This window comes from Enterobacteriaceae endosymbiont of Donacia proxima, from assembly GCF_012569285.1.
GTDB lineage: Bacteria > Pseudomonadota > Gammaproteobacteria > Enterobacterales > Enterobacteriaceae.
Map to the genome: position 1 here is coordinate 39,068 of NZ_CP046198.1, position 26,474 is coordinate 65,541.

26 protein-coding genes and 2 tRNA genes are annotated in these 26,474 nt (G+C 19.8%); 17 read left to right on the forward strand and 11 right to left on the reverse strand.

Features of this window, described 5'->3' with window-relative positions:
* The first annotated feature begins 10 nt into the window (after nt 1–10).
* Genes tadA through GJT97_RS00215 form a run of 3 tightly spaced genes read left to right on the forward strand, consistent with a single transcriptional unit; the run spans nt 11 to nt 2,341 of the window.
* Nucleotides 11–484, forward strand: a complete 474-nt coding sequence (tadA, locus tag GJT97_RS00205; RefSeq protein WP_169767498.1) for a tRNA adenosine(34) deaminase TadA — start codon at nt 11–13, stop codon at nt 482–484.
* Between the two features lies 1 nt (nt 485).
* Complete coding sequence (locus tag GJT97_RS00210) at nt 486–1,736, forward strand: serine hydroxymethyltransferase (RefSeq protein WP_169767499.1); 1,251 nt, start codon at nt 486–488, stop codon at nt 1,734–1,736.
* 38 nt (nt 1,737–1,774) lie between these two features.
* Nucleotides 1,775–2,341, forward strand: a complete 567-nt coding sequence (locus GJT97_RS00215) for a DJ-1/PfpI family protein (protein ID WP_169767500.1) — start codon at nt 1,775–1,777, stop codon at nt 2,339–2,341.
* 79 nt (nt 2,342–2,420) lie between these two features.
* On the opposite strand, the gene nusB is transcribed toward GJT97_RS00215, so the two are convergent.
* Genes nusB through ribD form a run of 3 tightly spaced genes read right to left on the reverse strand, consistent with a single transcriptional unit; the run spans nt 2,421 to nt 4,476 of the window.
* Nucleotides 2,421–2,840: a transcription antitermination factor NusB gene (gene nusB / locus GJT97_RS00220; protein WP_169767501.1), complete on the reverse strand. Its 420-nt coding sequence runs from the start codon at nt 2,838–2,840 to the stop codon at nt 2,421–2,423.
* A 12-nt stretch (nt 2,841–2,852) separates the two neighbouring features.
* The gene (gene ribH / locus GJT97_RS00225) at nt 2,853–3,338 is read right to left on the reverse strand and encodes a 6,7-dimethyl-8-ribityllumazine synthase (protein ID WP_169767502.1); all 486 of its coding nucleotides are present in this window, start codon (nt 3,336–3,338) and stop codon (nt 2,853–2,855) included.
* 25 nt (nt 3,339–3,363) lie between these two features.
* The gene (gene ribD / locus GJT97_RS00230; RefSeq protein ID WP_169767503.1) at nt 3,364–4,476 is read right to left on the reverse strand and encodes a bifunctional diaminohydroxyphosphoribosylaminopyrimidine deaminase/5-amino-6-(5-phosphoribosylamino)uracil reductase RibD; all 1,113 of its coding nucleotides are present in this window, start codon (nt 4,474–4,476) and stop codon (nt 3,364–3,366) included.
* A 282-nt stretch (nt 4,477–4,758) separates the two neighbouring features.
* On the opposite strand from ribD, the gene leuA reads away from it, so the two are divergent.
* The 6 genes from leuA to dapA all read left to right on the forward strand — a co-directional run bounded on the left by leuA (nt 4,759) and on the right by dapA (nt 11,124).
* Nucleotides 4,759–6,303 carry a 2-isopropylmalate synthase gene (gene leuA, locus GJT97_RS00235; protein ID WP_169767504.1) on the forward strand — a complete coding sequence of 515 codons (1,545 nt, stop codon included), beginning with the start codon at nt 4,759–4,761 and terminating at the stop codon, nt 6,301–6,303.
* A 14-nt stretch (nt 6,304–6,317) separates the two neighbouring features.
* The gene (gene leuB / locus GJT97_RS00240) at nt 6,318–7,406 is read left to right on the forward strand and encodes a 3-isopropylmalate dehydrogenase (protein WP_169767505.1); all 1,089 of its coding nucleotides are present in this window, start codon (nt 6,318–6,320) and stop codon (nt 7,404–7,406) included.
* A 13-nt stretch (nt 7,407–7,419) separates the two neighbouring features.
* Nucleotides 7,420–8,817 carry a 3-isopropylmalate dehydratase large subunit gene (gene leuC / locus GJT97_RS00245; RefSeq protein WP_169767506.1) on the forward strand — a complete coding sequence of 466 codons (1,398 nt, stop codon included), beginning with the start codon at nt 7,420–7,422 and terminating at the stop codon, nt 8,815–8,817.
* Nucleotides 8,818–8,827: 10 nt separating this feature from the next.
* Nucleotides 8,828–9,427: a 3-isopropylmalate dehydratase small subunit gene (gene leuD / locus GJT97_RS00250; protein WP_169767507.1), complete on the forward strand. Its 600-nt coding sequence runs from the start codon at nt 8,828–8,830 to the stop codon at nt 9,425–9,427.
* Between the two features lie 17 nt (nt 9,428–9,444).
* Nucleotides 9,445–10,116 carry an adenylate kinase family protein gene (locus GJT97_RS00255; RefSeq protein WP_169767508.1) on the forward strand — a complete coding sequence of 224 codons (672 nt, stop codon included), beginning with the start codon at nt 9,445–9,447 and terminating at the stop codon, nt 10,114–10,116.
* 129 nt (nt 10,117–10,245) lie between these two features.
* On the forward strand, nt 10,246–11,124 hold the full coding sequence (dapA, locus tag GJT97_RS00260; RefSeq protein WP_169767853.1) for a 4-hydroxy-tetrahydrodipicolinate synthase: 879 nt from the start codon (nt 10,246–10,248) through the stop codon (nt 11,122–11,124).
* On the opposite strand, the gene glyS is transcribed toward dapA, so the two are convergent.
* A complete protein-coding gene (gene glyS / locus GJT97_RS00265; protein WP_169767509.1) occupies nt 11,116–13,191 on the reverse strand; it encodes a glycine--tRNA ligase subunit beta in 2,076 nt (691 codons plus the stop codon). The two genes, dapA and glyS, sit on opposite strands and share 9 nt — an antisense overlap.
* Nucleotides 13,192–13,220: 29 nt before the next feature.
* Nucleotides 13,221–14,099 (reverse strand): glycine--tRNA ligase subunit alpha, encoded by an 879-nt coding sequence (glyQ, locus tag GJT97_RS00270; RefSeq protein WP_169767510.1) that lies wholly within the window; start codon nt 14,097–14,099, stop codon nt 13,221–13,223.
* 177 nt (nt 14,100–14,276) lie between these two features.
* On the opposite strand from glyQ, the gene GJT97_RS00275 reads away from it, so the two are divergent.
* From GJT97_RS00275 to rplY, 3 genes are read left to right on the forward strand one after another with little or no spacing between them, the layout of a single operon-like run.
* Entirely contained in the window at nt 14,277–15,221 is a 945-nt protein-coding gene (locus GJT97_RS00275; RefSeq protein WP_169767511.1) for a cation diffusion facilitator family transporter, read from the forward strand.
* Nucleotides 15,222–15,254: 33 nt separating this feature from the next.
* Nucleotides 15,255–16,217 (forward strand): 6-phosphofructokinase, encoded by a 963-nt coding sequence (gene pfkA / locus GJT97_RS00280; RefSeq protein ID WP_169767512.1) that lies wholly within the window; start codon nt 15,255–15,257, stop codon nt 16,215–16,217.
* A 25-nt stretch (nt 16,218–16,242) separates the two neighbouring features.
* The gene (rplY, locus tag GJT97_RS00285) at nt 16,243–16,536 is read left to right on the forward strand and encodes a 50S ribosomal protein L25 (RefSeq protein ID WP_169767513.1); all 294 of its coding nucleotides are present in this window, start codon (nt 16,243–16,245) and stop codon (nt 16,534–16,536) included.
* 75 nt (nt 16,537–16,611) lie between these two features.
* On the opposite strand, the gene dapB is transcribed toward rplY, so the two are convergent.
* The 3 genes from dapB to ileS are packed head-to-tail and all read right to left on the reverse strand — an operon-like array spanning nt 16,612 to nt 20,674.
* The gene (dapB, locus tag GJT97_RS00290; protein ID WP_169767514.1) at nt 16,612–17,388 is read right to left on the reverse strand and encodes a 4-hydroxy-tetrahydrodipicolinate reductase; all 777 of its coding nucleotides are present in this window, start codon (nt 17,386–17,388) and stop codon (nt 16,612–16,614) included.
* Nucleotides 17,389–17,415: 27 nt separating this feature from the next.
* The gene (gene lspA / locus GJT97_RS00295) at nt 17,416–17,901 is read right to left on the reverse strand and encodes a signal peptidase II (protein ID WP_169767515.1); all 486 of its coding nucleotides are present in this window, start codon (nt 17,899–17,901) and stop codon (nt 17,416–17,418) included.
* The gene (gene ileS, locus GJT97_RS00300; RefSeq protein WP_425482455.1) at nt 17,876–20,674 is read right to left on the reverse strand and encodes an isoleucine--tRNA ligase; all 2,799 of its coding nucleotides are present in this window, start codon (nt 20,672–20,674) and stop codon (nt 17,876–17,878) included. Before ileS ends, lspA begins: the two co-directional genes overlap by 26 nt.
* 138 nt (nt 20,675–20,812) lie before the next feature.
* On the opposite strand from ileS, the gene rpsT reads away from it, so the two are divergent.
* From rpsT to gpmA, 3 genes are all read left to right on the forward strand, one after another.
* The gene (rpsT, locus tag GJT97_RS00305) at nt 20,813–21,076 is read left to right on the forward strand and encodes a 30S ribosomal protein S20 (protein WP_169767517.1); all 264 of its coding nucleotides are present in this window, start codon (nt 20,813–20,815) and stop codon (nt 21,074–21,076) included.
* A gap of 61 nt (nt 21,077–21,137) precedes the next feature.
* Complete coding sequence (gene erpA / locus GJT97_RS00310) at nt 21,138–21,452, forward strand: iron-sulfur cluster insertion protein ErpA (RefSeq protein WP_169767518.1); 315 nt, start codon at nt 21,138–21,140, stop codon at nt 21,450–21,452.
* A 36-nt stretch (nt 21,453–21,488) separates the two neighbouring features.
* The gene (gene gpmA / locus GJT97_RS00315; RefSeq protein ID WP_169767519.1) at nt 21,489–22,187 is read left to right on the forward strand and encodes a 2,3-diphosphoglycerate-dependent phosphoglycerate mutase; all 699 of its coding nucleotides are present in this window, start codon (nt 21,489–21,491) and stop codon (nt 22,185–22,187) included.
* A gap of 11 nt (nt 22,188–22,198) precedes the next feature.
* Here the strand turns inward: gpmA and pta are convergent, their stop codons facing one another.
* Nucleotides 22,199–24,349: a phosphate acetyltransferase gene (gene pta / locus GJT97_RS00320; RefSeq protein WP_169767520.1), complete on the reverse strand. Its 2,151-nt coding sequence runs from the start codon at nt 24,347–24,349 to the stop codon at nt 22,199–22,201.
* Between the two features lie 34 nt (nt 24,350–24,383).
* Nucleotides 24,384–25,592, reverse strand: a complete 1,209-nt coding sequence (locus tag GJT97_RS00325; RefSeq protein ID WP_169767521.1) for an acetate kinase — start codon at nt 25,590–25,592, stop codon at nt 24,384–24,386.
* A gap of 141 nt (nt 25,593–25,733) precedes the next feature.
* On the opposite strand from GJT97_RS00325, the gene GJT97_RS00330 reads away from it, so the two are divergent.
* Together GJT97_RS00330 and GJT97_RS00335 are read left to right on the forward strand one after the other, a co-directional pair.
* Nucleotides 25,734–25,804, forward strand: a tRNA-Cys gene (locus tag GJT97_RS00330).
* Nucleotides 25,805–25,815: 11 nt separating this feature from the next.
* Nucleotides 25,816–25,902, forward strand: a tRNA-Leu gene (locus GJT97_RS00335).
* Nucleotides 25,903–25,920: 18 nt separating this feature from the next.
* On the opposite strand, the gene GJT97_RS02225 is transcribed toward GJT97_RS00335, so the two are convergent.
* Entirely contained in the window at nt 25,921–26,391 is a 471-nt protein-coding gene (locus tag GJT97_RS02225) for a CvpA family protein (protein WP_169767522.1), read from the reverse strand.
* Nucleotides 26,392–26,474 lie beyond the last annotated feature (83 nt).

Consider the following 26,474-nt stretch of genomic DNA (forward strand, 5'->3'; position numbering starts at 1 on the left):
GTATATTTAAATGAAAAACGATATTTATTGGATGAAATGTGCTTTAAATTTTGCTAAATTAGCAGAGTATTTTGAAGAAGTACCAGTAGGAGCTATTATTATAAAAAATAATAAAATTATTTCTTATGGAAGTAATAGTTCAATAAAAAATAATGATCCTACAGGACATGCAGAAATCATTGCTTTAAGAAAAGCAGCAAAATATTTAAAAAATTATAGATTATTAAACACAACTATGTATGTCACATTAGAACCATGTTTAATGTGTTCGGGTGCTATAATTACTAGTAGAATTTCTCGTTTAGTTTTTAGTACTTATAATAAAAAATATAATAATACAGGATCATTTATAGATTTATTAAGCACATATAATATTAATTATACATTAAAAATTAATTCTGGTATTTTAGAAAAAGAATGTACAAATATTATAAAAAATTTTTTTTTAAAAAAGAAAAAAAAATTTCTTAAAAAGGTTTATTAATTTGAAAAAATTAGAAGAAATATTTAATTTGGATACAAAATTATTTAATATTATAAAAAAAGAATCTGAAAGACAAGAAAATAATATTAATTTAATAGCTTCTGAAAATTATACATCATATGGTGTAATGAATATTCAAGGATCAAAATTAACAAATAAATATGCAGAAGGATATCCTAATAATAGATATTATGGTGGGTGTAAATACATAGATCAAATTGAAAATCTTGCTATTCAAAGAGCTAAAAAATTATTTCATGCAGATTATGTAAATGTACAACCACATTCAGGTTCACAAGCTAATTTTGCTGTATATATGGCTTTATTAAAACCTGGAGATATAATTATGGGTTTAGAAAATTCACATGGAGGTCATTTAACTCATGGATCTAAAGTAAATTTTTCAGGAAAATTTTATCAAAATATATCTTATAAAATAGATAATAATGGAATAATTGATTATAAAAATCTATTAAAATTAGCAATAAAATATAAACCAAAAATGATTATTGGAGGATTTTCTTCATATTCTAGAAAATGTGATTGGGTTAAAATGAGATATATTGCTGATTTAGTAAATGCATATTTATTTGTAGATATTTCACATATTGCAGGTTTAATTATTGCTGGATTATATCCTAATCCATTACCTTATGCACATGTAATAACTAGTACTACACATAAAACTTTATCTGGTCCAAGAGGAGGTATTATATTATCAATAAAAAAAAATAAAAATTTATTTCATAAAATTGATAAAGCAGTATTTCCTGGAAGTCAAGGAGGACCTTTAATGCATATTATTGCTGCTAAAGCTTTAGCTTTTAAAGAAGCATTAAACATTAATTTTAATATATATCAAAAACAAATTTTAATAAATTCAAAATTAATGGTAAAAATATTTAAAATACATAATTATAAAATTGTATTTAATAGTACTGATACTCATTTGTTTATTCTTAATTTAACTAACAAAAATATAACGGGATTAGAAGCTCAAATTTTATTAGAAAACTATAATATTATTGTTAATAAAAATAGTATTCCTGATGATATAACTCCTCCCTCAATTACATCTGGTATAAGAATAGGTACTCCAGCTGTTACAAAAAGAGGTTTTAAAGAAAAAGAAATAACAATATTAACAACACATATTATAAATATTTTAAATAATAAAAATTTATATTTTAAATATATAAAAGATGATATAATCAAATTATGTAATGATTTCCCTGTATATATTAATAAATAAGATTAAATTTATTTAAATAAAATAATAAGGTAAATATAATGAAAAAATTTTTATCTATTTTAATTTTTATTACAGATGGTGTTGAAGATATAGAAACAATATCTTCTATAGATCTTTTAAATAGAAGTAATATAAATATTAAGTTAGTAAGTACAAATAATAAACGTGAAATAAAATGTGCACATGGTACAAAAATTATCAGTAATATTTTTATAAATGATTTAAAAAATATTAATCTTAGTAATGAATCTGCACTTATTCTTCCTGGAGGATTACAAGCCGCAGAACATTTCCAAAAAAATAAAATTTTATTAAAATATTTAAAATTTTTTAAAAAAAATAATAAAATAATAGGAGCAATATGTGCATCTCCATCTATGGTTATATCTTCAAATAATCTTTTTCCAAATGCAAAAATGACTGGATATTTAGGATTAAAAAATTTAATTCCATATCAACAATGGAAAAAATATCCAGTTTTCTGGGATAAAAAATATAAATTATTAACAGCACAAAGTGTTAAATACGCAATTAAATTCAATTTAAAATTAATTAAAATTCTTTTAGGTGAAAAAATATCTTTAAAAATTGAACAAGAATTATAATTAATTATTAAATTAATGTGAGAATAAATTTTTATAAATAAAAATATTTATGTTTAACTATTTTTATAAAAATTTTTCATTATATTCTTAATTTATTAGCCATTTTGTCTAAAACACCATTAATAAATTTATAACTGTTTTCTACTCCTCCAAAACTTTTTGCTAAATGAATACTTTCATTTATTACAACTTTATATGGCACATCTAAACGATTTATTAATTCGTATATTGAAATACGTAATATTGCTTTTTCAATTTGTCCTAATTCAAATAATTTTCGAGATAAAAATGGTTTCATCATTTTATCTAAATACTTACTATTTACTATAACACCATTTATTAAGTCATTAAAATAATCAATATCTATATATTTTATATTTTTTATTGATTCATTTAAAAAATAATATTGAATATCACTAAAATTATTATGAGATAATTGCCAAGAATAAATAGCTTGTAAAGCATATTTTCTAGATTGATATCTATAAGTAAATTTCACTTAACTTCCTTTTTAATTTTTTGTATGTAATAATTTTATTGATTTAAATATATTAATCATTTCTAATAAAGTTATAGCAGCTTCTGTACCTTTATTAACAACTTTAATACCCGATCTTTCAATAGCTTGTTCAATATTATCAGTTGTTAAAATACTAAAAGAAATCGGGATATTATTTTTTACTGATAAATTAGATATTTGTGAACAAACTTCTTGAGATAAATATTTAAAATGAGATGTTTCTCCTTTTATAATACTTCCTATAGCTATTATACCATCATATATGTTTTTTTGTATTAATAATTGTATTACTGAAGCTATTTCATAACTTCCTGGAACCCAACAAATAGTTATATTTTTTTCTTGTACCATACCTACTCTTTGTAAAGTATCAATAGTTGCATATAATAAATGTTTATTTATAAATGTATTAAATCTAGATATAACAATTGCAATAAATGAATTAGGTGCTATAACATTTTCATCAATAATTTTCATAATATAATTTATATCCTTTAAAAAATTATTTAATAGGTTTTAATATTAGTTTTAAATCTGGTCCTATTTTTTTTATATATTTAAAATAAAAATGAGGAACATTAATAATATTCATAAATGAATTAATATTACATAAATTTAATGCTGCATTACCTAGTAATTTAGGTGTAAGATAAATAATTAATTCATCTATTAAATTATAAGTAATTAAAAATCCTGATAATGTACTTCCAGCTTCTATAAGAAGAGAATTTATTTTTTTACTACCTAAAATTTTAAATAAATATTTTAAATCAAAATATCCATTAGTCGCAGGTATAATAATTTGTTCTACATAATTAGGCCAATTATTAAAAGTATATTTTGACTTAATTAATAATATTTTTCCAGGAGATAAAATTATTTTATTAGTAGGTTTAATTTTATTTAATCTATCTAAAATTATTCTAATAGGTTGTCTTAATAATTTTTTAGGGTAAATTTTTTTTATATTATAATTTAATTTATGCCATTTAACTAATAAAGTAGAATTATCTCTAATTATTGTTTTACTTGTACTTAAAATTGCTGTACTTTTAGCTCTTAATTTATAAACATCTCTTCTAGAAATTTTTGATGATATCCATTTACTATTTCCATTTAATAATGCAATTTTACCATCTAATGATATCGCTAATTTTAGTTGTACCCAAGGTATACCTGTATACATTCTTTTAAAAAAACCTGAATTTATAATTTGTGCTTCTTTTGATAAAATATTTTTTGTAATTTTAATACCTTTACTATATAAAAATTTTAATCCTTTACCATTTACTTTAGGGTTAGGATCTTTTGTTGCTACTACAAGACGCTTAATTTTAGCATTAATTAATGCATTACAACATGATGGTGTCAGATTTGTATAATTACAAGGTTCTAATGTAACATACATTGTTGATCCTTTAGCATTATTTCCTGCCATTTTTAATGCATTAATTTCTGCATGAGGTCCACCCGTTTTAAAATGATATCCTTGACCAACAATTTTTTTATTGTTAACAATAATACATCCTACATTAGGATTAGGAGTTGTAGTAAAAACACCTAATTTAGCTAACCTAATAGCATGCATCATATAAAATTTATCTAGTAAATACATAATAACCTTAAATTTATTATTTAATAATAAAATATTTTAATAATTTTAATTTATAATATTAATTATATTAAATTAATATTATAAATATTTAAAATATAAAATTAAATAAATAATTACAAAAATTAATTATTTATTTAAAATAAATATAATAAAATAAATATTTTTTCTATACTTAGAATATATTATTTTATTTATATAAAATATATTTTTATATAAAAAAATTATTAATTATTAATAAACAAAATTTTATAAAAAAATTTTGTTTAAAGAGATGATATTTATATGAAAAAAAAAATTATTCTTTTAGATACTACATTACGTGATGGTGAACAATCCCTAAAATTTAATTTAAATACTAAAGAAAAAATAAAAATAGCATTAGCATTAGAAAAAATGGGCATTGATATTATTGAAGTAGGATTTCCTATCTCATCTCCAATAGATTACAAAACTTCTAAAGAATTATCAAAAATTATAAAAAATAGTAAATTATGTGGTTTAGCAAGATGTAAAAAAAAAGACATAGATATGGTATATAAATCACTTAAAAAAACAGGAAATTTTAGAATCCATATCTTTTTAGCAACTTCTCCTATACATATAATTACAAAATTAAAAACTACTTTAAATAAAGTAATAGAAAAAATATCATTTATGATTAAATATGCACGTCAATATACTGACGATATTGAATTTTCTTGTGAAGATAGTAGTCGTACACCTATTAATGATTTATGTTACATTGTAAAAACAGCAATAAATGCCGGAGCTACTACAATTAATATTCCAGATACAGTAGGTTATACATTCCCTCAAGAGTATTATAATATAATTTCTCATTTAAAAAATAAAGTAGATAATATAGATAAATGTATTATTTCAGTACATACACATAATGATTTAGGTATGGCTGTAGGTAATGCTATCACTGCAATAAATGCAGGAGCAAGACAAATAGAAGGAACAATTAATGGTATAGGAGAACGAGCTGGTAATTGTGCTTTAGAAGAAATAATTATGGCATTATATACAAGAAAAAAAAGTATGAATTTTAATACAAATATAAATACTCATAATATTTATTATACTAGTAAACTAGTTAGTAAACTATGTAATATTCCTATATCAATAAATAAAGCTATTGTAGGAAGTAATGCATTTTCTCATTCTTCTGGAATTCATCAAGATGGAATGATAAAAAATCGAAATACTTATGAAATATTAAATCCTAAAAATATTGGTTTAAACAAAACAGAATTTAATCTTACTTCTAAATCAGGAAGAGCTGCTGTAAAATATCATATGGATTTAATGGGATATAAAGAAAATACCTATAATATTAATTTATTATATAATAATTTTATTAAATTAGCTGATAAGAAAGGCCAAATATTTAATTATGATTTAGAATCATTAGCTTTTAATAGTAAAAAAGATAATAATACAGAATATTTTTCATTAAAATATTTTAATGTAGAATCAAATTCTAATATATCTATTGCTACTATAAAATTAAAATGTGGGAAATTAAGTAAATTAGAATCGGCAACAGGACTAGGTGCTGTTAATGCAATATATAAAACTATAATTAAAATAACAAATTATAATATAAAATTAATTAATTATATACTAACAGCTAAAAGTCATACTGAAGAATCAATAGGACAAGTTAATATTAAAATAAAATATAAAAAAAAAATATTTAATGGAATAGGTTTTTCTAAAGATATTATAAAAGCTTCAGTTATAGCAATTATTAATTGTCTTAATAATATATGGAGATCAAATCAAGTACAAAAAAATATTTCACAAATTAATAAATTTTAAAAAAAGAGATAATTATGTCAAATATATTTAAAATAGCTATATTACCAGGAGATGGTATCGGGCCTGAAGTAATGAAACAAGCAATTAAAATATTAGAACGAATTCAAAAATATATAAAGAAAAAAATAACTATTAATACCTATTGTATAGGAGGAATTGCTATTAAAAAATATAGCGATCCTTTACCTAGAGTTACATTAGAGGGGTGTGAAAAATCTGATGCTATATTATTAGGATCAGTTGGAGGTCCTGAATGGGATCACTTACCTTTACATAAAAGACCTGAAAAAGGTTCTTTATTAAAATTAAGGAAACATTTTAACTTATTTGTTAATTTACGTCCTTCTTTCTTTTATAAAAATTTAAGTATTTTAAGTCCTCTAAAAGAAAAAATTTTAAATAAAGGATTTGATATTATTTGTATTAGAGAATTAATTGGTGGTATATATTATGGTCCAAACGGTATAAAAGGTAAAGGAATAAATGAACATGCATTTGATACTGAAATCTATTCAAGATTTGAAATAGAAAGAATTGCACATATTGCCTTTAATATAGCATTAAAAAGAAATAAAAAAATATGTTCTATTGATAAAGCAAATGTTTTACAAACATCTATATTATGGAGAAAAATTTTAATAGAAATATCTCAAAAATATAAATCAGTTAAATTAAAACATATGTATATTGATAATGCTGTTATGCAATTAATTAAAAATCCGTCGCAATTTGATGTTATATTATGTCCGAATTTATTTGGAGATATAATATCTGATCAATGTGCAGTTATTACTGGATCAATAGGTAATTTACCCTCAGCTAGTTTTAATCAAAATTATTTTGGTTTATATGAACCAGCTGGAGGATCAGCTCCTGATATTGCAGGAAAAAATATAGCTAATCCAATTGCACAAATTCTATCATTAGCAATGTTAATTGAATATTCTTTAAAAGAAAGAAAAATATCTGTAAAAATTAAAAATGCTATTCACAAAATTTTGAATTTAGGTTATAGAACTAAAGATTTATCTATAAATAATTCAAAAGAAAAGATAATTACAACTGATGATATGGGAACATTAATTATGGAATCTATTAAATAGATATGGTAATAATATGGGAAAAACATTATATGAAAAAATATATAATAAACATATTATTTGTAATATAAAAAATAATACTAATTTATTATATATTGATAGACATTTTATTCATGAAGTAACTTCTCCTCAAGCATTTGAAAGTTTAAGAAGTAAAAATAGAAAAGTTTATAGATCAGATAAAACATTCGCAACAATGGATCATAATGTGTCTACAAAAATTAAAAACATTAATGCATCCGGATATATAGCAAAAAAACAAATGGAAACACTTATTAAAAATTGTCATGATTTTAATATAAGATTATATGATCTTTACCATCCCCTACAAGGGATAGTACATGTTATAGGTCCAGAATTAGGTATTACCTTACCGGGAATGACTATTGTATGTGGTGATTCACATACTTCAACACATGGAGCATTTGGTTCACTAGCTTTTGGAATAGGTACTACTGAAATAGAACATGTATTAGCTACTCAAACTTTAAAACAAAATCTTGCTAAAAATATGTTAATAAATATTACTGGTAATATACCTAAAAATATTACAGCAAAAGATATAATCTTATCAATTATAAAAAAAATTGGTATTAGTGGTGGTAATGGACATATTATTGAATATAGTGGAAATGTTATAAAACAATTAAGTATGGAATCTAGAATGACAATTTGTAATATGTCTATCGAAATGGGAGCTAAAACAGGATTAATAGCACCAGATAATATTACTTTTCAATATTTAAAAAATAAAAAATTTACTCCTAAAAAAAAATTATGGAAACAAGCAAAAAAATATTGGGAAACATTATATAGTGATTATAATGCTAAATTTGATAAAATTGTTAATATAAATATTTCAAAATTAACACCCCAAATTTCTTGGGGAACTAATCCAGAACAAATTATAGGTATAAATGAATGTATTCCTTTAATTAATTCTTATAAGAATATAAATAAAAAAAAACTAGCTATTAAATCATTAAAATATATGAATTTATATGAAGGAACAAAATTAATTAATATAAAAATTAATAAAGTTTTTATCGGTTCTTGTACAAATTCTAGAATTGAAGATTTAAGATCTGCTGCAAATATGATTAAAGATAAAAAAGTTGCTTCTCATGTTATAGCTATAGTTGTACCAGGTTCTAATATGGTAAAAAAACAAGCAGAAAAAGAAGGATTAGATAAAATTTTCAAAAACGCTGGTTTTGAATGGAGATATCCAGGTTGTTCTATGTGTTTAGCTATGAATAATGATAAATTAGAACCTAATGAACGATGTGCATCTACTAGTAATAGAAATTTTGAGGGTCGTCAAGGACGTAATAGTCGAACTCATTTAGTAAGTCCTATTATGGCGGCAATAACAGCTATTTATGGTTATTTTGTTAATATTAATACTTTATAAAGTAAGAACTATGAAAAAAAAATTTCATTATAATGGTATTATAGTACCTTTAGATATTACAAATATTGATACTGACGTTATTATACCAAAACAATTTTTACAAAAAAATAATAAAAAAGGTTTTGGTAAAAATTTATTTCATAACTGGAGATATTTAGACGAAAAAAATAAAATAATTAATCCTGATTTCATTTTAAATAAAAAAGAATTTAAAAATGCTCAAATTTTGTTAACTAAAGAAAATTTTGGTTGTGGTTCTTCTCGAGAACATGCAGCGTGGGCATTATTAGATTTTGGTTTTCATACTATTATTTCTTCTAGTTATGCAGATATATTTTATAATAATGCAATTAATAATAAATTATTATTAATTACTTTAGAAAAAGATATCATTGAAAAATTATTTTTAATAATTAAACAATTTCCTGGAATTATTTGTTATATAGACTTAATATATAAAACAATTACCATAAATAATCAATCTTTTACTTTTAAAATAAAAAAAGATATAATTAATTTCATTATAAGTAATTTAGATCAAATAGATTTAACTATGAAATATTCTAAAAAAATTTATATGTTTGAAAAAACATATTTTAAATTTTTTTAAAATGAGAAATTTATTCAATGCGTATAATTTTATTAGGACCTCCAGGAGGAGGTAAAGGTACTTATGCAAGATTTATATCTAAAAAATATAATTTAATTAATATTTCAATGGGAAATATAATAAGAAATTTTTTATTAAATAATAAAAATTTATCATTAACTAATAAATTAAATAAATTTATTCATAAAGGAATTATGATTCCTGATAATATAATTTTTCAGATTATTAAAAAAAAATTATACAATATAAATCATAATAAAGGTTTTTTACTGGATGGATTTCCTAGAAATATTTTACAAGCGCATATTTTAAAAAAAGAAAAAATTAATATAAATATAGTTTTAGAATTATATATTCCAAATACAAAAATCATTGAAAGAATTATAGGTAGAAGAATACATTTACCTTCTGGAAGAACTTACCATGTTATTTTTAATCCTCCAAAAATAAAAAATAGAGATGATATTACTGGAGAAAAATTAATAACTAGAACAGATGATAATGTAATAACAATTAATAATCGTTTAAAAGAATATTCTAAACAAACTAAACCATTAATTAAATATTATAAAAAAGAATTTTTTAAAAAAAAAATTCTATATAAAAAAATTAATAATACATTATCTATTATAGATATACAAAAAAAAATAGATCATATTTTACAATCTTTTAAGATAAAAAAACATTAATTTTAATTAAATATTATTTATTTATTTTAAATATTAATTAAATAGTTATATTTATAATAATTTGTTTATTTATTTTAAATTTGATATTATTATTAAATATTAAATATAAATAATATGGATTATAATCTAATGTTTACTGGAAGTATTGTAGCGCTTATAACTCCAATGGATATTAAAGGTAATATTTGTAAAAAAAGTTTAAAAAAACTTATTAAATATCATATTAACAGTGGTACAAAAGCTATTGTTATTATGGGAACTACTGGTGAATCTTCTACATTTACTTATAATGAACGTATAAGTACAATAATGTATGCATTAGATTTTGCAAAAAAGAAAATACCTATTATAGCAGGTACTGGATTTAACTCAACATCTGAAAGTATATCTATCATATCTAATCTTGAAAATTCAGGAATTATTGGCTGTTTAAATGTTACTCCATATTATAATCGTCCCACCCAAGAAGGTTTATATCAACATTTTAAAAAAATTGCAAATAATACAGAATTACCTCAAATATTATATAATGTTCCATCACGTACTGGATGTGATTTATTACCAGAAACTATATATAAATTATCTAAAATTAATAATATAATAGGTCTTAAAGAAGCTACTGGAGATTTATCTCGTGTAAATAAAATTAGAAATTTAATTAATAAAAATTTTTTTTTAATTAGTGGAGATGATAGAACTTCTTTTGAATTTATGTTATTAGGTGGTGATGGTGTTATATCTGTTACAGCTAATATAGCAGCTGTAGAAATGAAAAAATTTTGTGATTATATGAAAACCAATAAAATTATTAAAGCAAAAAAAATAAATCAATATTTAAATATATTACATAATCAATTATTTATTGAATCCAATCCTATACCAGTAAAATGGGCAGCCAAAAGATTAGGGTTAATTATTAGTGATAAAATGAGACTTCCTATGACTACACTTAAAAAGTGTAATCAAAAAATTATAGAAATAACATTAAAAAGATTAAAATTAATATAATTTACTTAAATTAGTTATTTTTGATAAAAATTCTTGTATTTTACTGAGAATTAAAATTCTATTTTTTTTAATTTTATTATCTTTATGATTAATTATTATTTTTTTAAAAAAAATATTTATAGGATAAAATAATTCTGATAATATTAAGAATATTTTATAAAATTCATTATTTTTTGTCTGGTATTTAATAATTTTAGATAATTTACGTATATGATTAAATAATACAAATTCTTCTTTATATTTTAATAAAGAAAAATTGATATCATCATTAATGTTTATATATATGCTGTTTTTTTGTAAAATTTTGTTAATTCTTTTATCTGTTAAAATTAAAAGTTTACTTTGTTTTTTTTCAATTTTTAAAAACATATCTAATGCTCTTATTTTAAAATCTAAAATAATTAAATTATTAACTGGATTATCTAAAATAGAATTAATAATATTTTTTTTATAACCTAAAAAAACATACCAATTTCTACATCTACCATGTATAAAAGAAATTATATTAGTTATAATTATCTCTTTATTAAAATTATCTTCTTTTTTATATAAAGATAAATTAAAATTAATTAATTTAATTAAATTAATATATAATTTATTTTTTAGAATAATACGTATAATACATAAAGTAATATGTTTTAAAGCATAAGGATCTTTATTACCTTTAGGTATTAAAGATATACTAAATATTCCTACTAAAGTATCTATTTTATCTGCAATAAACAAAATACAAGAAATAATATTTTTAGGTATTAAATTATTTTTAATATATTGATATTGTTCTTTAATCGCTGTAATAACATTTATATTTTCTTTATTATATTTAGCATAATACATACCAATAACACCTTGTAATTCTGGAAATTCATAAGCCATTTGTGTTGCTAAATCACATTTAGATAATCTACTCGCTCTAATACAATCTAAATAATTAACATTTTTAATTTTTTTAGCTATATATTTTGATATCATTTCAATTCGTATAGTTTTTTCAAATAAATTACCTAATTTTTTTTGGAAAATAATATTTTTTAATTTTTCTAAAAATTTTTCAAATTTTATTTTTAAATCATTTTTTAAAAAAAATTGAATATCTTTAAATCTCGAAGTAAGTACTTTTTCGTTACTATAAATAATCATTTGACTATTTTTTGTTTTAATATTAGTTAATATAATAAAAGAAGTTAATAAATTATTTCTTTTATCATATAAAGGAATATATTTTTGATATTTTATCATTACATGTTCTAATATTTTAGATGGTAATACTAAAAATTTTTTATGAAATTTCCCTACTAAAAGTATAGGCCATTCAACCATAGAAGTTAATTCTTCTAAAAAATGATTATTAATTTTTACAATTGCATTTAATTTCTTTATTATATTTTTTATATTATTAATAATAACATTTTTACGTTTTATAAAATCAACAATAATTTTCCCTTTTTTAAATAATAAATGTTCATATTCTTTGGCATGTTTTAAAATAATTGTTTTTTCACACATAAATCTATGTCCTTGAATAATATTATTAGATTGAATATTTAATAATTTTTGTTTAATATTTTCTTCTCCAAGAACAAAAACTACACTTCTTATAGGTCTAATAAATTTAAATATATTTTTTTCCCAATACATAAAATGAGGAAAAGAAACTATTTTTTTTAAAGAATTTATTAACATATTAGATAATAAATTTTTAATATGTAATCCTTTAATGTTTTTTTTATAAAAAACATAATTATTTTTATATATTAAATCATTATTATTTATAATATTATATTTTTTCATCCAAAATTTAACTTTTTTATTTACAAAAATATCTTCTTTTTTAGTTATAAAAGGTCCTTTAATGATATATTGAGAATTATTTTGTATTATATTTAATAAATGTATCTGTATTGCAATACGTCTACAAGTAAAAAAACATTTTATTTTTTTATATGTAAAATAATTATTTTTTAATTCATTTTTAAAATTTATTAAAATTATATTAGATAATTTTAATAAATAATTAGCAGGTATTTCTTCTATACCTATTTCTAATAATAAAATATTATTATCCATAACATTATACTACCTTCTTATTAAGAATTTTAATTTATAAAATTACGATATTGAATTATAATTAATTTAGTCATATTACGTAATTTTAAAATATATCTTTGACGTTCTGTATGAGATAAAGATTTACGTGCTTCTAATAAATTAAAACAATGAGAAGCTTTTAAAAGCTTCTCATATGCAGGAAAAATTAATGGTTGTTTTAATTTTAATAAAACATTAATTTCTTTTTCATATTGTTGAAAACATAAATTAATAAAATTAATATCTGCATATTCAAAATTATAAATAGACTGTTCAAGTTCATTTTTATAAAAAAAATCACCATAAGTAATATATTTATTTTTATTTTTATTCCATATTATATGAAATACATTATCTACATTTTGTATATGCATCGCTAACCTTTCTAAACCATAAGTAATTTCACCTGTAATCGGATCACAATTTATTCCTCCCATTTGCTGAAAATATGTAAATTGGGTAATTTCTATCCCATTTAACCATATTTCCCAACCAATTCCATAAGCTCCTAAAGAAGGATTTTCCCAATTATCATCTATAAAAAGAATATCATTATTTTTTAAATCTAATTTTAGTTCTTCTAAAGATTTAAAATATAAAAATTGAAAATTATAAGGTGGAGGTTTCATTATTACTTGAAATTGATAATATTGTTGTAATCTATTAGAATTATTAGCATATCTACTATCTGAAGGTCTTCTAGATAATTGAACGTAAGCTATTTTTATTGGTTTATTACCAATTGCATAGAAACATGTCATTGGATGAGATGTTGCGGCTCCTACTTCAATATCAATTGGCTGAATAATACTACAACCTTGTTTTGCCCAATAATTTTGTAAAATTAAAATCATACCTTGAAAGGTTTTTTCACTAAATATTTTCATATTTCAAATTTATTAAATTTTTTATTCTAACATAACTATTATATATTATTGTAAATAAAAAGATATAAATTAAAATTTAACTTATTTTTTTATAGAAAAAAAAAATGTTAAAATAATTTATTATCCATAAAATTTAAAATAATTTTATTTTCTTATAAACATTAACAGGGATTAATTATGAATATAAATAATATATATAATAAAATTTCTTTAAAAAAAGAAAAAAATGAATATAATAAATTAATTACTAAAACTACAAATTTAGCGATTTTATTATCTGTAATACTATTATCATTAAAATTATTAGCTTGGTGGAAAACTAAATCTTTAAGTATGTTAGCTGCATCTATAGATTCATTAATCGATATTACATCCTCAACAATTAATTTATTAATTATATATTATTCTTTACAACCAGCAGATTCAGAACATACTTTCGGACATGGTAAAGCTGAATCATTATCTGCTTTAGCTCAAAGTATTTTTATTTGTGGAACAGCAATATTTTTATTTTTAAATAGTTTACATTATATATCTCATCCTACTAAAATAGGTTATCCAATAATAGGAATAATAGTTATTATTATTTCATTTTTTTTAACTTTAATATTAGTTATTTTCCAAAAAAAAGTTATAGCAAAAACAAATAGCCAAGCAACTCATGCTGATATGATACATTATGAATCAGATATTTTAATTAATACTGCAATTTTATTAGCTTTAATTTTAAATATTTTTAATATAAAACAAGCAGATTCTTTTATAGCATTAACTATAAGTATATTTATTTTTTATAATTCTTTTAAAGTAGGATATAAAGCAATACAATCTTTATTAGATAGATCTTTACCAGATCATGAAAAAAAAATTATAATAGATTTAATAAAATCTTGGCCTAAAGTTAAAGGAGCACATCAATTAAAAACAAGACAATCAGGTCCTACTCGTTTTATACAACTTCATTTAGTATTAGAAGATAATTTACCTTTATTAGAATCGCATTCAATTGCAAAAAAAATAGAGAAGGCTTTAAATGAGAAATTTCCTTATTCAGATATAATTATACATCAAGATCCATATTCTATTGTATCTGATAAATATAGAGGTTTTTTTAAAAATTAACTATTAATAAAATTATTTATTTTGAGGTATTTTATGATTCAAAAAATTGGTGTTCTTACAAGTGGAGGAGATGCACCTGGCATGAATGCTGCTATAAGAGGTGTTGTTAGAACTGCTATTAGTTATAATATTGAAGTATTTGGAATATACAATGGTTATATAGGATTATATAATAATGATATTATTAAATTAAACAGATATAGTGTATCTGATATTATTAATAAAGGAGGTACTTTTTTAGGATCTGCACGTTTTCCTCAATTTAAAAATAAAAAAATACGTTCTATTGCTATAAATAATATGAAAAAAAACGGTATTAATGCATTAGTTGTAATAGGTGGAGATGGTACATACATGGGGGCTAAATTATTAACAGAAATGGGTTTTCCTTGTATAGGAATACCAGGAACAATAGATAATGATGTAGTTGGAACTGATTATAGTATTGGTTATTTTACAGCTTTAGAAACTATAGTACAATCAATAGATAAATTAAGAGATACTTCTACTTCTCATCAAAGAATATCTATAATAGAAATTATGGGAAGACATTGTGGAGATTTAACTTTAGCTGCTGCTATAGCAGGAGGATGTGAATTTATTGTTTTACCTGAAATTGATTATAATCAAGATGATTTAGTTAAAGAAATTAAATTAGGTATAGATAAAGGTAAAAAACATGCAATAGTATTGATTACAGAATTTATTTGTGATATTAATAAATTAGCTAAATTTATTCAAAATAGAATTAAACGTGAGACAAGAACTACAGTTTTAGGTTATCTCCAAAGAGGAGGATCTCCTGTAGCATATGATCGCATTTTAGGATCTAGAATGGGTGCTTATGCAGTTGAATTATTATATAAAGGATACAGTGGAAAATGTATAGGAACTCAAAATGATAAAATGGTGCATCATGATATTATAGATGCTATTTTAAATATGAAAAAAATTTTTAAAAAAGATTTATTAAATACTGCTAAGAAATTATACTAATTAATTTAAAATCGAGATATAAAACATGTATAAAGTACAATTTTTTAAAAGAATAAAAATAGGAAAAGGATTTAGTAGGCGTTTAAGAATAAATAATAAAATCCCGGCTGTTATATATGGGAAAAAAATAAAAACGTTGCCTATTATTATAAATAATAATGATATTAATCATATTAATATACAAAATTTTTATAAAAAAAAAATTTTATTAACTTTAATAAATAAAAAAAATACTTTATTTAAAGTAAAAATTATAGATATTCAATATCATCCTTTTAAAATTAATAAAATATATCATATAGATTTTATTACCATATAATATTTTTAAATTAAAGTTTAAGATTTTTATTTTAAAAATAAATAATCGTTTAATCTTTTTATAAAATTTTATTATTTATATTTCTAATACATGACTCATATTATATATACCAGTTTTTTTTGTATACAACCAAATAGCAGCTTTAATAGCACCTTCTGAAAATGCTCTTCTATTAGAAGCTTTATGAATTAACTCAATTTGTTCTCCAATAAAAGAAAATAAAATATTATGTTCTCCATATAAATCAGCTGCTCTAATAGAATGACATTTAATTTCTTTCATAAAATTATATTTTTTATAAATTTGAATTATAATATTTTTTAACGATAAAGCTGTTCCAGAAGGAGCATCTTTTTTATTCTTATGATGTTTCTCTATTATATTTATATCTACTTTATTTTCTAATTTATTTTTACAAAAAATTTTTGTAATATTTTCCAAAATTTTTAGTAAAATATTAATACCTAAACTAAAATTAGCAGATAAAACAATAGCTATTTTTTTAGATATTTTTTCAATTATTAATTTTTGTTGTATATTGAAACCTGTAGTACCAATTACAATTTTTTTATTATATGATTTACATATATTAAGATTTTCTATTGTTGATTTTGGATTTGTAAAATCTATTAAAACATCAAAATCATCTATAATATCTATTATATTAGATTTAATATTTAAAAAATTAGATTTATAAAAAATCTTTTTTCTTTCTTTTAAAGAAGATTTTGTTTCTATAACTCCATTTAATAAAATATTTTTATCTATTTGCATATTTAATAATTTTAAAATACTTTTACCCATACGACCATTAATACCTGCTATAGCTAAACGAATTTGATTTTTATTCATATAAATAAACCTATAAAATATATTATTTTAATATAAAAAAAAAATATTATTTTTTAATATTAAAATAAAACCAATAAAAATTAAAATATCTGCAAAATTAAAAATAGGATATTGATAATCAAAAATATTTATGCTTATAAAATCTATTACAAAACCATAATAAATTCTATTAATTAAATTACCTAATATTCCACTAATTATTAAATTATATGATAATTCAATATTTTTATCTTTTAATAAAAATTTAATATAAAATAAAGTTAGAATACTTATAATTGTTAAAAAACAAATAGTTATTTTATTATTTTTTAAAAATCCTAAAGTAACACCATAATTACGTATATAAATAAAATTTATATAATGATTTATATAAAAACATTCATATAATTTTATATTTTTAATAATTATAATTTTACTAAAAAAATCTATGATTATAAGTAATATAATATAAATATTTAAGAAATATTTTATTTTTTTAAACAGAATTTTAAATAAACAAACGTTTTTCTCCATTTCCTGTCATATTTAATTGACAACGATTACAAATATTATTTACTATATATTTTTCATGATACCAACAACGGTGGCACTTCATATATTTCGATTTCATAATTTTAAATTTTTGTATTAATTTATTTTTAATTTTTGTTTTTTCTAAAAAAATAGTAATATTAGAAATTAATAATAAAAAACGTAATTCCGAACCTAATAATAATAATTTATTATAAATATTTTTTTTTACAAATACAATTATATCTATTTCTAAAGAACTTTTAATAATTTTTTTATTTCTTGCAAATTCTATAATTTGGTTAATTTCATTTTTAAAAGTAAAAATATCATTCCAATATTCATTATTCATAATATCTTTTGATGAAAGATAAAATAGATGAGAATACCACTCTTCTATAAAAATATATTTACTTCTTGTACCAGGAATATAATTCCAAATTTCATGAGCTGTAAAAGATAATATTGGAGCTATCCATCTTACTAAAGATTCAAGAATCATATATAGAGTAGTTTGACAACTTAATCTTTCTATACTATATTGTTTAAATGTATATTGTCTATCTTTTATAATATCAAAATATATAGAACCTAAATCTATAGAACAAAATTGTGTTATTTCTTTAATAACATTTTGTATATTATATGTTTTATAATACTTGATAATGTTATTTTGCACAATTTTTGTTTTATGAATAATCCATTTATCTAAAATTATCATTTTAACAGGTTTAATCATATGTATATTTGGTTTAAAATCATATAAATTTGATAATAAAAATCTAATTGTATTACGAATACGTCTATAAATTTCTGTGGTTCTTTTTAAAATATCATTAGATATATTAATTTCATTAGAATAATCTGTAGATGATACCCATAATCTAAGAATATCACTACCTAAATTAGTAATTATATCTTGAGGTTTTATAATATTACCTAAAGATTTAGACATTTTTTTCCCTTGACTATCTACAGTAAATCCATGACTAATAACTGTTTTATAAGGAGAACGATTATGTATAATTAACGAAATAATTAATGATGATATAAACCATCCTCTGTATTGATCAGTTCCTTCTAAGTACATATCAATAATATTATTTTTAAGTTCTTTAATTTGATTTATAATAGAATTATAAGTTGAACCAGAATCAAACCATACATCTAATGTATCTGTAACTTTTTCATAAAAAATAGAATCATTACCTAAAAAATTTTTAATATCTAAATCCCACCATGCTTGTATACCTTTTTTTTCTATCATACAAGCTATTTTTTCAATAAATTCTATTGAATGATCGTGTATTTTTTGTGTTTTTTTATGAATAAATAAAGGAATTGGGATTCCCCAAACTCTTTGTCTAGAAATACACCAATCAGGTCTTTTATCTAACATAATAGACATTCTTTTATGTCCCCAATTAGGTATCCATTTTACTTTTTTAATTGATTCCTTTACTAATTCTTTAAAATTATTTTTATTTATACTAATAAACCACTGTGGAGTAGATATATAAATAATTGGTATTTTATGACGCCAACAATATGGATATTTATGTATATAATTATCTACTAAAAATAATGCTCTTTTTTTTTTTAAAATATCTAATATTATTTTTTTTGAATAAAATACATTGATATTATCTAATTTAGGATGGATTCCTTTTATAAAAAATCCCTTTTTATCTATAATATTTTTCATAAATTTTATATTATGTTGATTACAAATATTATAATCATCTAATCCATGATTAGGAGCCATATGGACAATACCGGTACCTGATTGTTCAGAAACATAATTATTTATAATTAAATGTGAAATTTTATTATTAAAAGGATTATATATTAATAAATTTTTAAAATTTTTTCCTTGTATTTCTCCTAAAATTTTCCAATTTATAATCTGCGCTTTATTCATAATAATACTTACTAAATTTTTTGATATAATTATAATATCTTTATTAATTTTAACTAATTGATAATATGTTTTTGGATTAATAGCAATTGCTTGATTAGCTGGTATACTCCATGGAGTAGTAGTCCATATTAAAAAAGAAATATTATTATCTTTTTTAATTTTAAAATCTAAAAATTTTGTAAAAAAATCATTACTAATGGTAGTAAATTTAATATAACATGTTAATGTTTTTTCTCTTATGTAATCAACTTCAGCTTCTGCTAAAGAAGAAATACATTTTATACACCAATAAACTGGTTTTTCTCCTTTATATATATAATTATTTTTAATAATTTTACCTAAAGTACGTACAATATTTGCCTCTGTTTTAAAATCCATTGTTAAATAAGAATTTGACCAATCAGCTAATATTCCTAGTCTAATAAAATCTTTTTTTTGTTTAGAAATTTGTTTTAAGGCATATTTTCTACATTCGATCCTAAATTGTTTTTTAGAAATATTTTTATGTTTATTTTTTAAAATTTTTTCTACTTTTTGTTCTATAGGTAATCCATGACAATCCCATCCTGGAATAAAAGGAGTATAATAACCATCCATATTTTTAGATTTTAAAATAATATCTTTTAAAATTTTATTTAAAGCATGTCCAATATGGATATCACCATTTGCATAAGGAGGACCATCATGTAAAATAAATTTTTTTTTTTTTTTTTTTTTTATATTTAAAATTTTTTTATATAAATTATCTTTTTCCCATTGTTTTAATATTGTTAATTCATTAGTTATTAAATTAGCTTTCATCGGAAATTTTGTTTTTGGTAAATTTAATTGAAATTTATTTTTCATACTTATTATCTTTAATCTTAAAAATTAATTTTAAATTATTAAAATTTTTATTTTATTTATCTAAGAATATTATATATAATAATATTTTATGTAAATATTTTATTTTTATAAAATATTACAATTAATATTATAATTATCGGATATTATATGGCTAATATAAAATCATCTAAAAAAAGAGCTTTAAAATCAGAAAAAAATAGACAACATAATAAAAAATATCGTTCTATGTTGCGTACTTTTATTAAAAAAGTTAATAGTGCTATTTTCGAAAAAAATATTGAATTAGCTAAAAAAAAATTTAGAAAAATGCAATCTTTAATAGATAAACAAGCACAAAAAAATTTAATTCATAAAAATAAAGCATCTCGTTATAAATCTAGACTTTATAGTAAAATTATAAATCTTACTTAAATATCATTAAATTAATGTAAATTGATGAAATTGATAATCAATAGGTATTAATATAATAATTATGCTAATTTCTTTAACAAATAAAGCTGCAAAAAAAATAAAATCTTTAAATCATAAAAATATGAATTTTAGGGTATTTATTATAGGTGGGGGATGTAGCGGTTTTAAGTATGATTTTGTATTAGATGAAAAAATAAAAAAAAATGATTTTTTAATAAAAACATTAGGTATAAATATTATTATTGATGAAATCAGCTTACAATATTTATCCGGAAGTGTAATTGATTATATTGAAAATATTGAAGAAGAAAAATTCATTATTAAAAATCCATATATGAAAAATAAATGTAATTGTGGTTATTCTTTTGATATTTAATATCAAAAAATAAATTTTTTTATAAGGAAAATATATATGTCTAATACTAAATTAGTTTTATTACGTCATGGAGAAAGTGAATGGAATAAAAAAAATTTATTTACTGGTTGGCATGATGTGGAGTTAACTAAAGAAGGAGAAATTGAGGCAGAACAAGCAGGAAAAATTTTAAAAAAAAATAATTTTAAATTTGATTATGCATATACATCTGTCTTAAAAAGAGCAATATGTACTTTATGGTTAACATTAAATAAATTAAATCAATTATGGATACCAGTTAAAAAAACATGGAGATTAAATGAAAGACATTATGGAAAATTACAAGGAATGGATAAAAATAAAGCTATAAAAAAATTTGGCAAAAAACAAGTAAAACAATGGAGACGTAGTTTTGATATAACTCCACCCTCATTATCTATAGATGATTACAGATGGTCTAGATTTGATCCTAAATATTCAAAATTAGAAGATTATCAATTACCTTTATCAGAAAGTTTATCCACAACCTTAAAAAGGGTAATATATGTATGGAATAATTATATATCTCATAAAATTAGAAATGGAGAACGTATTATAATTGTTGCTCATGGTAATTCATTAAGAGCATTAATAAAACATATAGAAAATATAAGTAATGAAGATATCATTAATTTAAATATAGCTACAGGTATACCTATTATTTATGAATTTAATAATAATTTAGATTATATTAATAAATACTATTTAAATAATTAATAAATTATATTTTAATTATTTTTAATACTTTGAGCTTGAATAACTGTTACTGCAATAGTATAAATTATATCTTCAATAGAAGCACCTCTTGAAAGATCATTAATTGGTTTTGTTATACCTTGTAAAATAGGTCCTATAGAAATAGCATTAGAAGATCTTTGTACGGCTTTATATGTCGTATTACCTGTATTAAGATCAGGAAAAATAATAATATTAGCTTTTCCTGCAACTAATGAATTTGGAGCTTTATATTTAGCAACACTATTTATAATAGCTGCATCATATTGTAAAGGACCATCTATTAAAAGATTTGGTAGTTTATTTTTTACTAATTTAGTGGCTTTATATACTTTTTCTACTTCAATACCTTTAGCAGATCTACCTGTAGAATAAGAAATCATTGCTACTTTAGGTTTAAAATTAAATAATCTACTAGTTTCTACCGATTGTATAGCTATTTCAGCTAATTGTTTATAATTAGGATTAGGATTAATTGCACAATCACTATATATTAATATACTATTGGATAATAACATTATAAATATAGATGAAATGATAGAATATTTAGATAAAGTTTTAATAATTTGTAATGCAGGTCTAATAGTATTTGCTGTAGTTGTATTCGCTCCTGAAACTATACCATCAACCTTATTTTCTTTTAGCATCATAGTTGCTAAAAACATATTATCTTTTAATAATTGTATTGCTTCATATTCATTTAACAATTTATTTTTTCTTATATATATTAATTTTTCTATATAATCATTTCTTATTAAATCTGGATCTATAATATTAATATGACTAATATTTATATTATTTTTTTTAGCTATGCTTATAATCTCTTTTGTTTTCCCTAATAAAATACAATTAGCAATGTTTTTTTTAGAACATATTGATGCTGCTTGTAAAGTTCTTATTTCATTACCTTCTGGTAATAAAATTGCTTTTTTAAATTTACTTGCTTCATTTATTAAATTATATTTAAAAATAAATGGAGAAATATAAAATTTATAATTGAAATCTTTTTTATTAAAGATAGTAGTAGGAATATATAATTTAATATAATTAATAATATTAGTTATTAAACTAGTATCACTTATTGGAAAATCGTATTTATAAATATTTTCTAATTCAGAAAAAATATTATATAAATTATCTTTTATATAAAATAACGATATATTATTTTTAATAATAATTTTAATTATTTTATTTATTAAATTATATTTACAATTTTTGTCATTTTTTTTAAAATCTGTAAATAAAATTGTATTAAAAAAAATATTTTTAAATAACATTTTATATATGATTTTTATCACTTCATAATCTTTAAAAGAAATAACTAGTAAAGATTTACAAAATTTTTGTGGATTTATGAATATTTTTTTATCTAAATAAATAATATATTTAATTTTTTTATATTTATTATTATTAATTATACTACAATTTAAATGATTACATATTAATTTAACATTAATACCAAATACAAAGTTTTTTAACCATGGAATTAATATAATATTCTTTTTTTTGTAAGATAAAATTTTTTTATGTACAAAATTATTTTTTTTTATATAAAAAAAATGTTTAAAAATATTTAAATTATAAAAAAAAGGATTAGAATTTTGGTTTTTATATTTAATAAATAAATATGTATTTTTAATATCAAAATTATTTATTTTTTTTTTAAAAAGAATATTAATTTTAGATTCTATTTTTTCTAAATTTTTATTTATTAAAGGAATTGATGTAACAAAAATTATTTTAGCATTAAATATATTTGCTAAATCACAATTTAATTGAAAAATTAATTGTTTAATATAAACAGGAATTATTCCTTCTATAAAAAGAAAATCTGTATTATTTATATTTTTATAAGATTTTTGAATTATATGATCTATAATATTATTATATTCAATATTTTTTTTTAATAAATTAATATTATTTATTTCTATCGGATTAATAGATTTTATATTAGAAAAATTATAAATGTTTAAAATATTATTAGTATAATTAAAATTATAATTTTCTATTTTAGAAATAGGTTTAAAAAAATTACATTTTAATTGATTACTATTTATAATTTTTAAAAGACTTAAATTTATACTTGTAAAAAAATGTATATCTACATCTATTGGTATAGATATAATTATTTTTTTTTTAAACATTATTATATACCTTTTTTTATTTATTAATAAAAAATTATTTTATATTATAAATTATTTTAAATGTATCTTGTGATATCATTAATTCTTCATTTGTAGGAATAACTAATATAGGTATACTTAAATTAGTGCTTATAATTCCAGTTTTACCATGTTTAATTTTATTATTTAATTTTTTATCAATAAAAAAATTTAAAATTTTTAATTTTTTTATTGTTTTTTCACGAATTAATACACTATTTTCTCCAATACCACCTGTAAAAATTATTGCATGTATTTTATTTTGCATTAATATGCTATAGGATGCTATATATTTAGTTAAACTATGTATAAATACATTAGTTGCTCTTTTTATATTATTATTTTTAAAATAATTTTCTTCAATATATCTAAAATCACTAGTAATATTAGTTAATCCTAACATACCTGATTTTGTAGTTAGAATATTATAAATTTTATTTATATCAAGATTTAATTCATTATACATATAAAAAATAATTGCTGGATCAATATTACCACATCTAGTCCCCATTACTAACCCTTCTAAAGGTGTTAAACCCATAGAAGTATCTACACTTTTACCATTATTTATAGCTGTGATAGATGAACCATTACCTAAATGACATGAAATACAATTGAAATTATTTAGTTTTATATTTAAAAGTTTAGATGCAATTTTAGTAACATATTTATGACTAGTTCCATGTGCTCCATAACGACGAATTTTATATTTTTCATAAAATTTAATAGGTAATGCATATAAATATGCTTCGATAGGTATTGTTTGATGAAAAGAAGTATCAAATACAGCAACTTGTTTATTTTTTAAATGTGGTAAAATTTTTTTTATTTCTTTTACACCGATTACTTGAATAGGATTATGTAAAGGTGCAAAAATAGATGCTTTTTCTATTTTTTTAAGTATAATATCTGTAATTAATACAGAATTTATAAATGTTTCACCACCATGAACTATACGATGACCAACACCTATAATATTATTATATAGTAAATATTTTTTTAATATTTTTTCTACTAAATAATCTAATATAAATTTATGAGTTATTTTATTATAAAATTTAATTTTATGTTTTTTATCATTAAAATTCCATATAATAGAAGCGCTATTATTATAATAATTTTCAGCTAAACCAAATAATAAAATTTTTTTTTTAATAGGATTTATAACTGAAAATTTTAAAGAAGAACTACCACAATTAATTACAAATATTAATTTATCAAACATTGCATATCCTAAAATATATATTTTATATATAATTAATAATTATATATAAAAAAATAATAAAATTATATATAAAAAATATTACAAAAATCCCAAAATATATTATATACATAATTAATAATTTATTATATAATTATTTTGCTTGGCGCATTGGCAGAATGGTTATGCAGAGGATTGCAAATCCTTTTATTTCGGTTCAATTCCGGGATGCGCCTAAGTTATTTTTGCCCAGATGGTGGAATTGGTAGACACAAGGGACTTAAAATCCCTCGGCATTCACATTGCTATGCGGGTTCAATTCCCGCTCTGGGTAAAAAATATAATAAATATTTTATAAAAAATATTTATATTTATATAAAATATTATTAAAAAAAATAAATAGTAATGATTTATTATTAGTTAATAATATATAATTATATAATTTTTTATCTATATAATTTAATGAATATAATAAAATTAATATTATTAAACATCCTTTAAATAATCCAAAAAATAATCCTAATATTCGATTAATATTATTTATATAAATATTTTTAATTCTAAAATTTAAATAATTATTAATAATACATCCTATTACTAGAATAAATATAAAATAAAAAAATAATAAAATAATCTTTTTAAAATAAAAAATATTTATATCTATTTTTTTTTCAAAAAAAACATAATGATAATATTTTTTAAAAAAATAAAAAGATAAGAACCATATAAATATAGTTAATATCTCATTTATAAGACCTTTAAAAAAACTAATTATGGAAAAATATATTAATATAAATATAAATAAATAATCAATTATTAACATGTAAATGTATATTTTCTTTCTTAAATAAAATAAGATAACATATTTAGATTAATTTTTGAAAACTGTAAAGTTTTTAAAATTTT

Excerpts from the sequence above, each read along its gene's own strand:
- gpmA (WP_169767519.1), top strand. The coding sequence starts at position 21,489 with ATGTCTAATACTAAATTAGTTTTATTACGTCATGGAGAAAGTGAATGG.
- rpsT (WP_169767517.1), top strand. The coding sequence starts at position 20,813 with ATGGCTAATATAAAATCATCTAAAAAAAGAGCTTTAAAATCAGAAAAA.
- glyS (WP_169767509.1), bottom strand. The coding sequence starts at position 13,191 with ATGGATAATAATATTTTATTATTAGAAATAGGTATAGAAGAAATACCT.
- lspA (WP_169767515.1), bottom strand. The coding sequence starts at position 17,901 with ATGGAGAAAAACGTTTGTTTATTTAAAATTCTGTTTAAAAAAATAAAA.
- GJT97_RS00255 (WP_169767508.1), top strand. The coding sequence starts at position 9,445 with ATGCGTATAATTTTATTAGGACCTCCAGGAGGAGGTAAAGGTACTTAT.
- dapA (WP_169767853.1), top strand. The coding sequence starts at position 10,246 with ATGTTTACTGGAAGTATTGTAGCGCTTATAACTCCAATGGATATTAAA.
- GJT97_RS02225 (WP_169767522.1), bottom strand. The coding sequence starts at position 26,391 with ATGTTAATAATTGATTATTTATTTATATTTATATTAATATATTTTTCC.
- GJT97_RS00215 (WP_169767500.1), top strand. The coding sequence starts at position 1,775 with ATGAAAAAATTTTTATCTATTTTAATTTTTATTACAGATGGTGTTGAA.
- leuA (WP_169767504.1), top strand. The coding sequence starts at position 4,759 with ATGAAAAAAAAAATTATTCTTTTAGATACTACATTACGTGATGGTGAA.
- leuB (WP_169767505.1), top strand. The coding sequence starts at position 6,318 with ATGTCAAATATATTTAAAATAGCTATATTACCAGGAGATGGTATCGGG.
- ribD (WP_169767503.1), bottom strand. The coding sequence starts at position 4,476 with ATGTATTTACTAGATAAATTTTATATGATGCATGCTATTAGGTTAGCT.
- dapB (WP_169767514.1), bottom strand. The coding sequence starts at position 17,388 with ATGAATAAAAATCAAATTCGTTTAGCTATAGCAGGTATTAATGGTCGT.
- rplY (WP_169767513.1), top strand. The coding sequence starts at position 16,243 with ATGTATAAAGTACAATTTTTTAAAAGAATAAAAATAGGAAAAGGATTT.
- pfkA (WP_169767512.1), top strand. The coding sequence starts at position 15,255 with ATGATTCAAAAAATTGGTGTTCTTACAAGTGGAGGAGATGCACCTGGC.
- tadA (WP_169767498.1), top strand. The coding sequence starts at position 11 with ATGAAAAACGATATTTATTGGATGAAATGTGCTTTAAATTTTGCTAAA.
- leuD (WP_169767507.1), top strand. The coding sequence starts at position 8,828 with ATGAAAAAAAAATTTCATTATAATGGTATTATAGTACCTTTAGATATT.
- pta (WP_169767520.1), bottom strand. The coding sequence starts at position 24,349 with ATGTTTAAAAAAAAAATAATTATATCTATACCAATAGATGTAGATATA.
- glyQ (WP_169767510.1), bottom strand. The coding sequence starts at position 14,099 with ATGAAAATATTTAGTGAAAAAACCTTTCAAGGTATGATTTTAATTTTA.
- GJT97_RS00325 (WP_169767521.1), bottom strand. The coding sequence starts at position 25,592 with ATGTTTGATAAATTAATATTTGTAATTAATTGTGGTAGTTCTTCTTTA.
- ribH (WP_169767502.1), bottom strand. The coding sequence starts at position 3,338 with ATGAAAATTATTGATGAAAATGTTATAGCACCTAATTCATTTATTGCA.
- GJT97_RS00275 (WP_169767511.1), top strand. The coding sequence starts at position 14,277 with ATGAATATAAATAATATATATAATAAAATTTCTTTAAAAAAAGAAAAA.
- leuC (WP_169767506.1), top strand. The coding sequence starts at position 7,420 with ATGGGAAAAACATTATATGAAAAAATATATAATAAACATATTATTTGT.
- erpA (WP_169767518.1), top strand. The coding sequence starts at position 21,138 with ATGCTAATTTCTTTAACAAATAAAGCTGCAAAAAAAATAAAATCTTTA.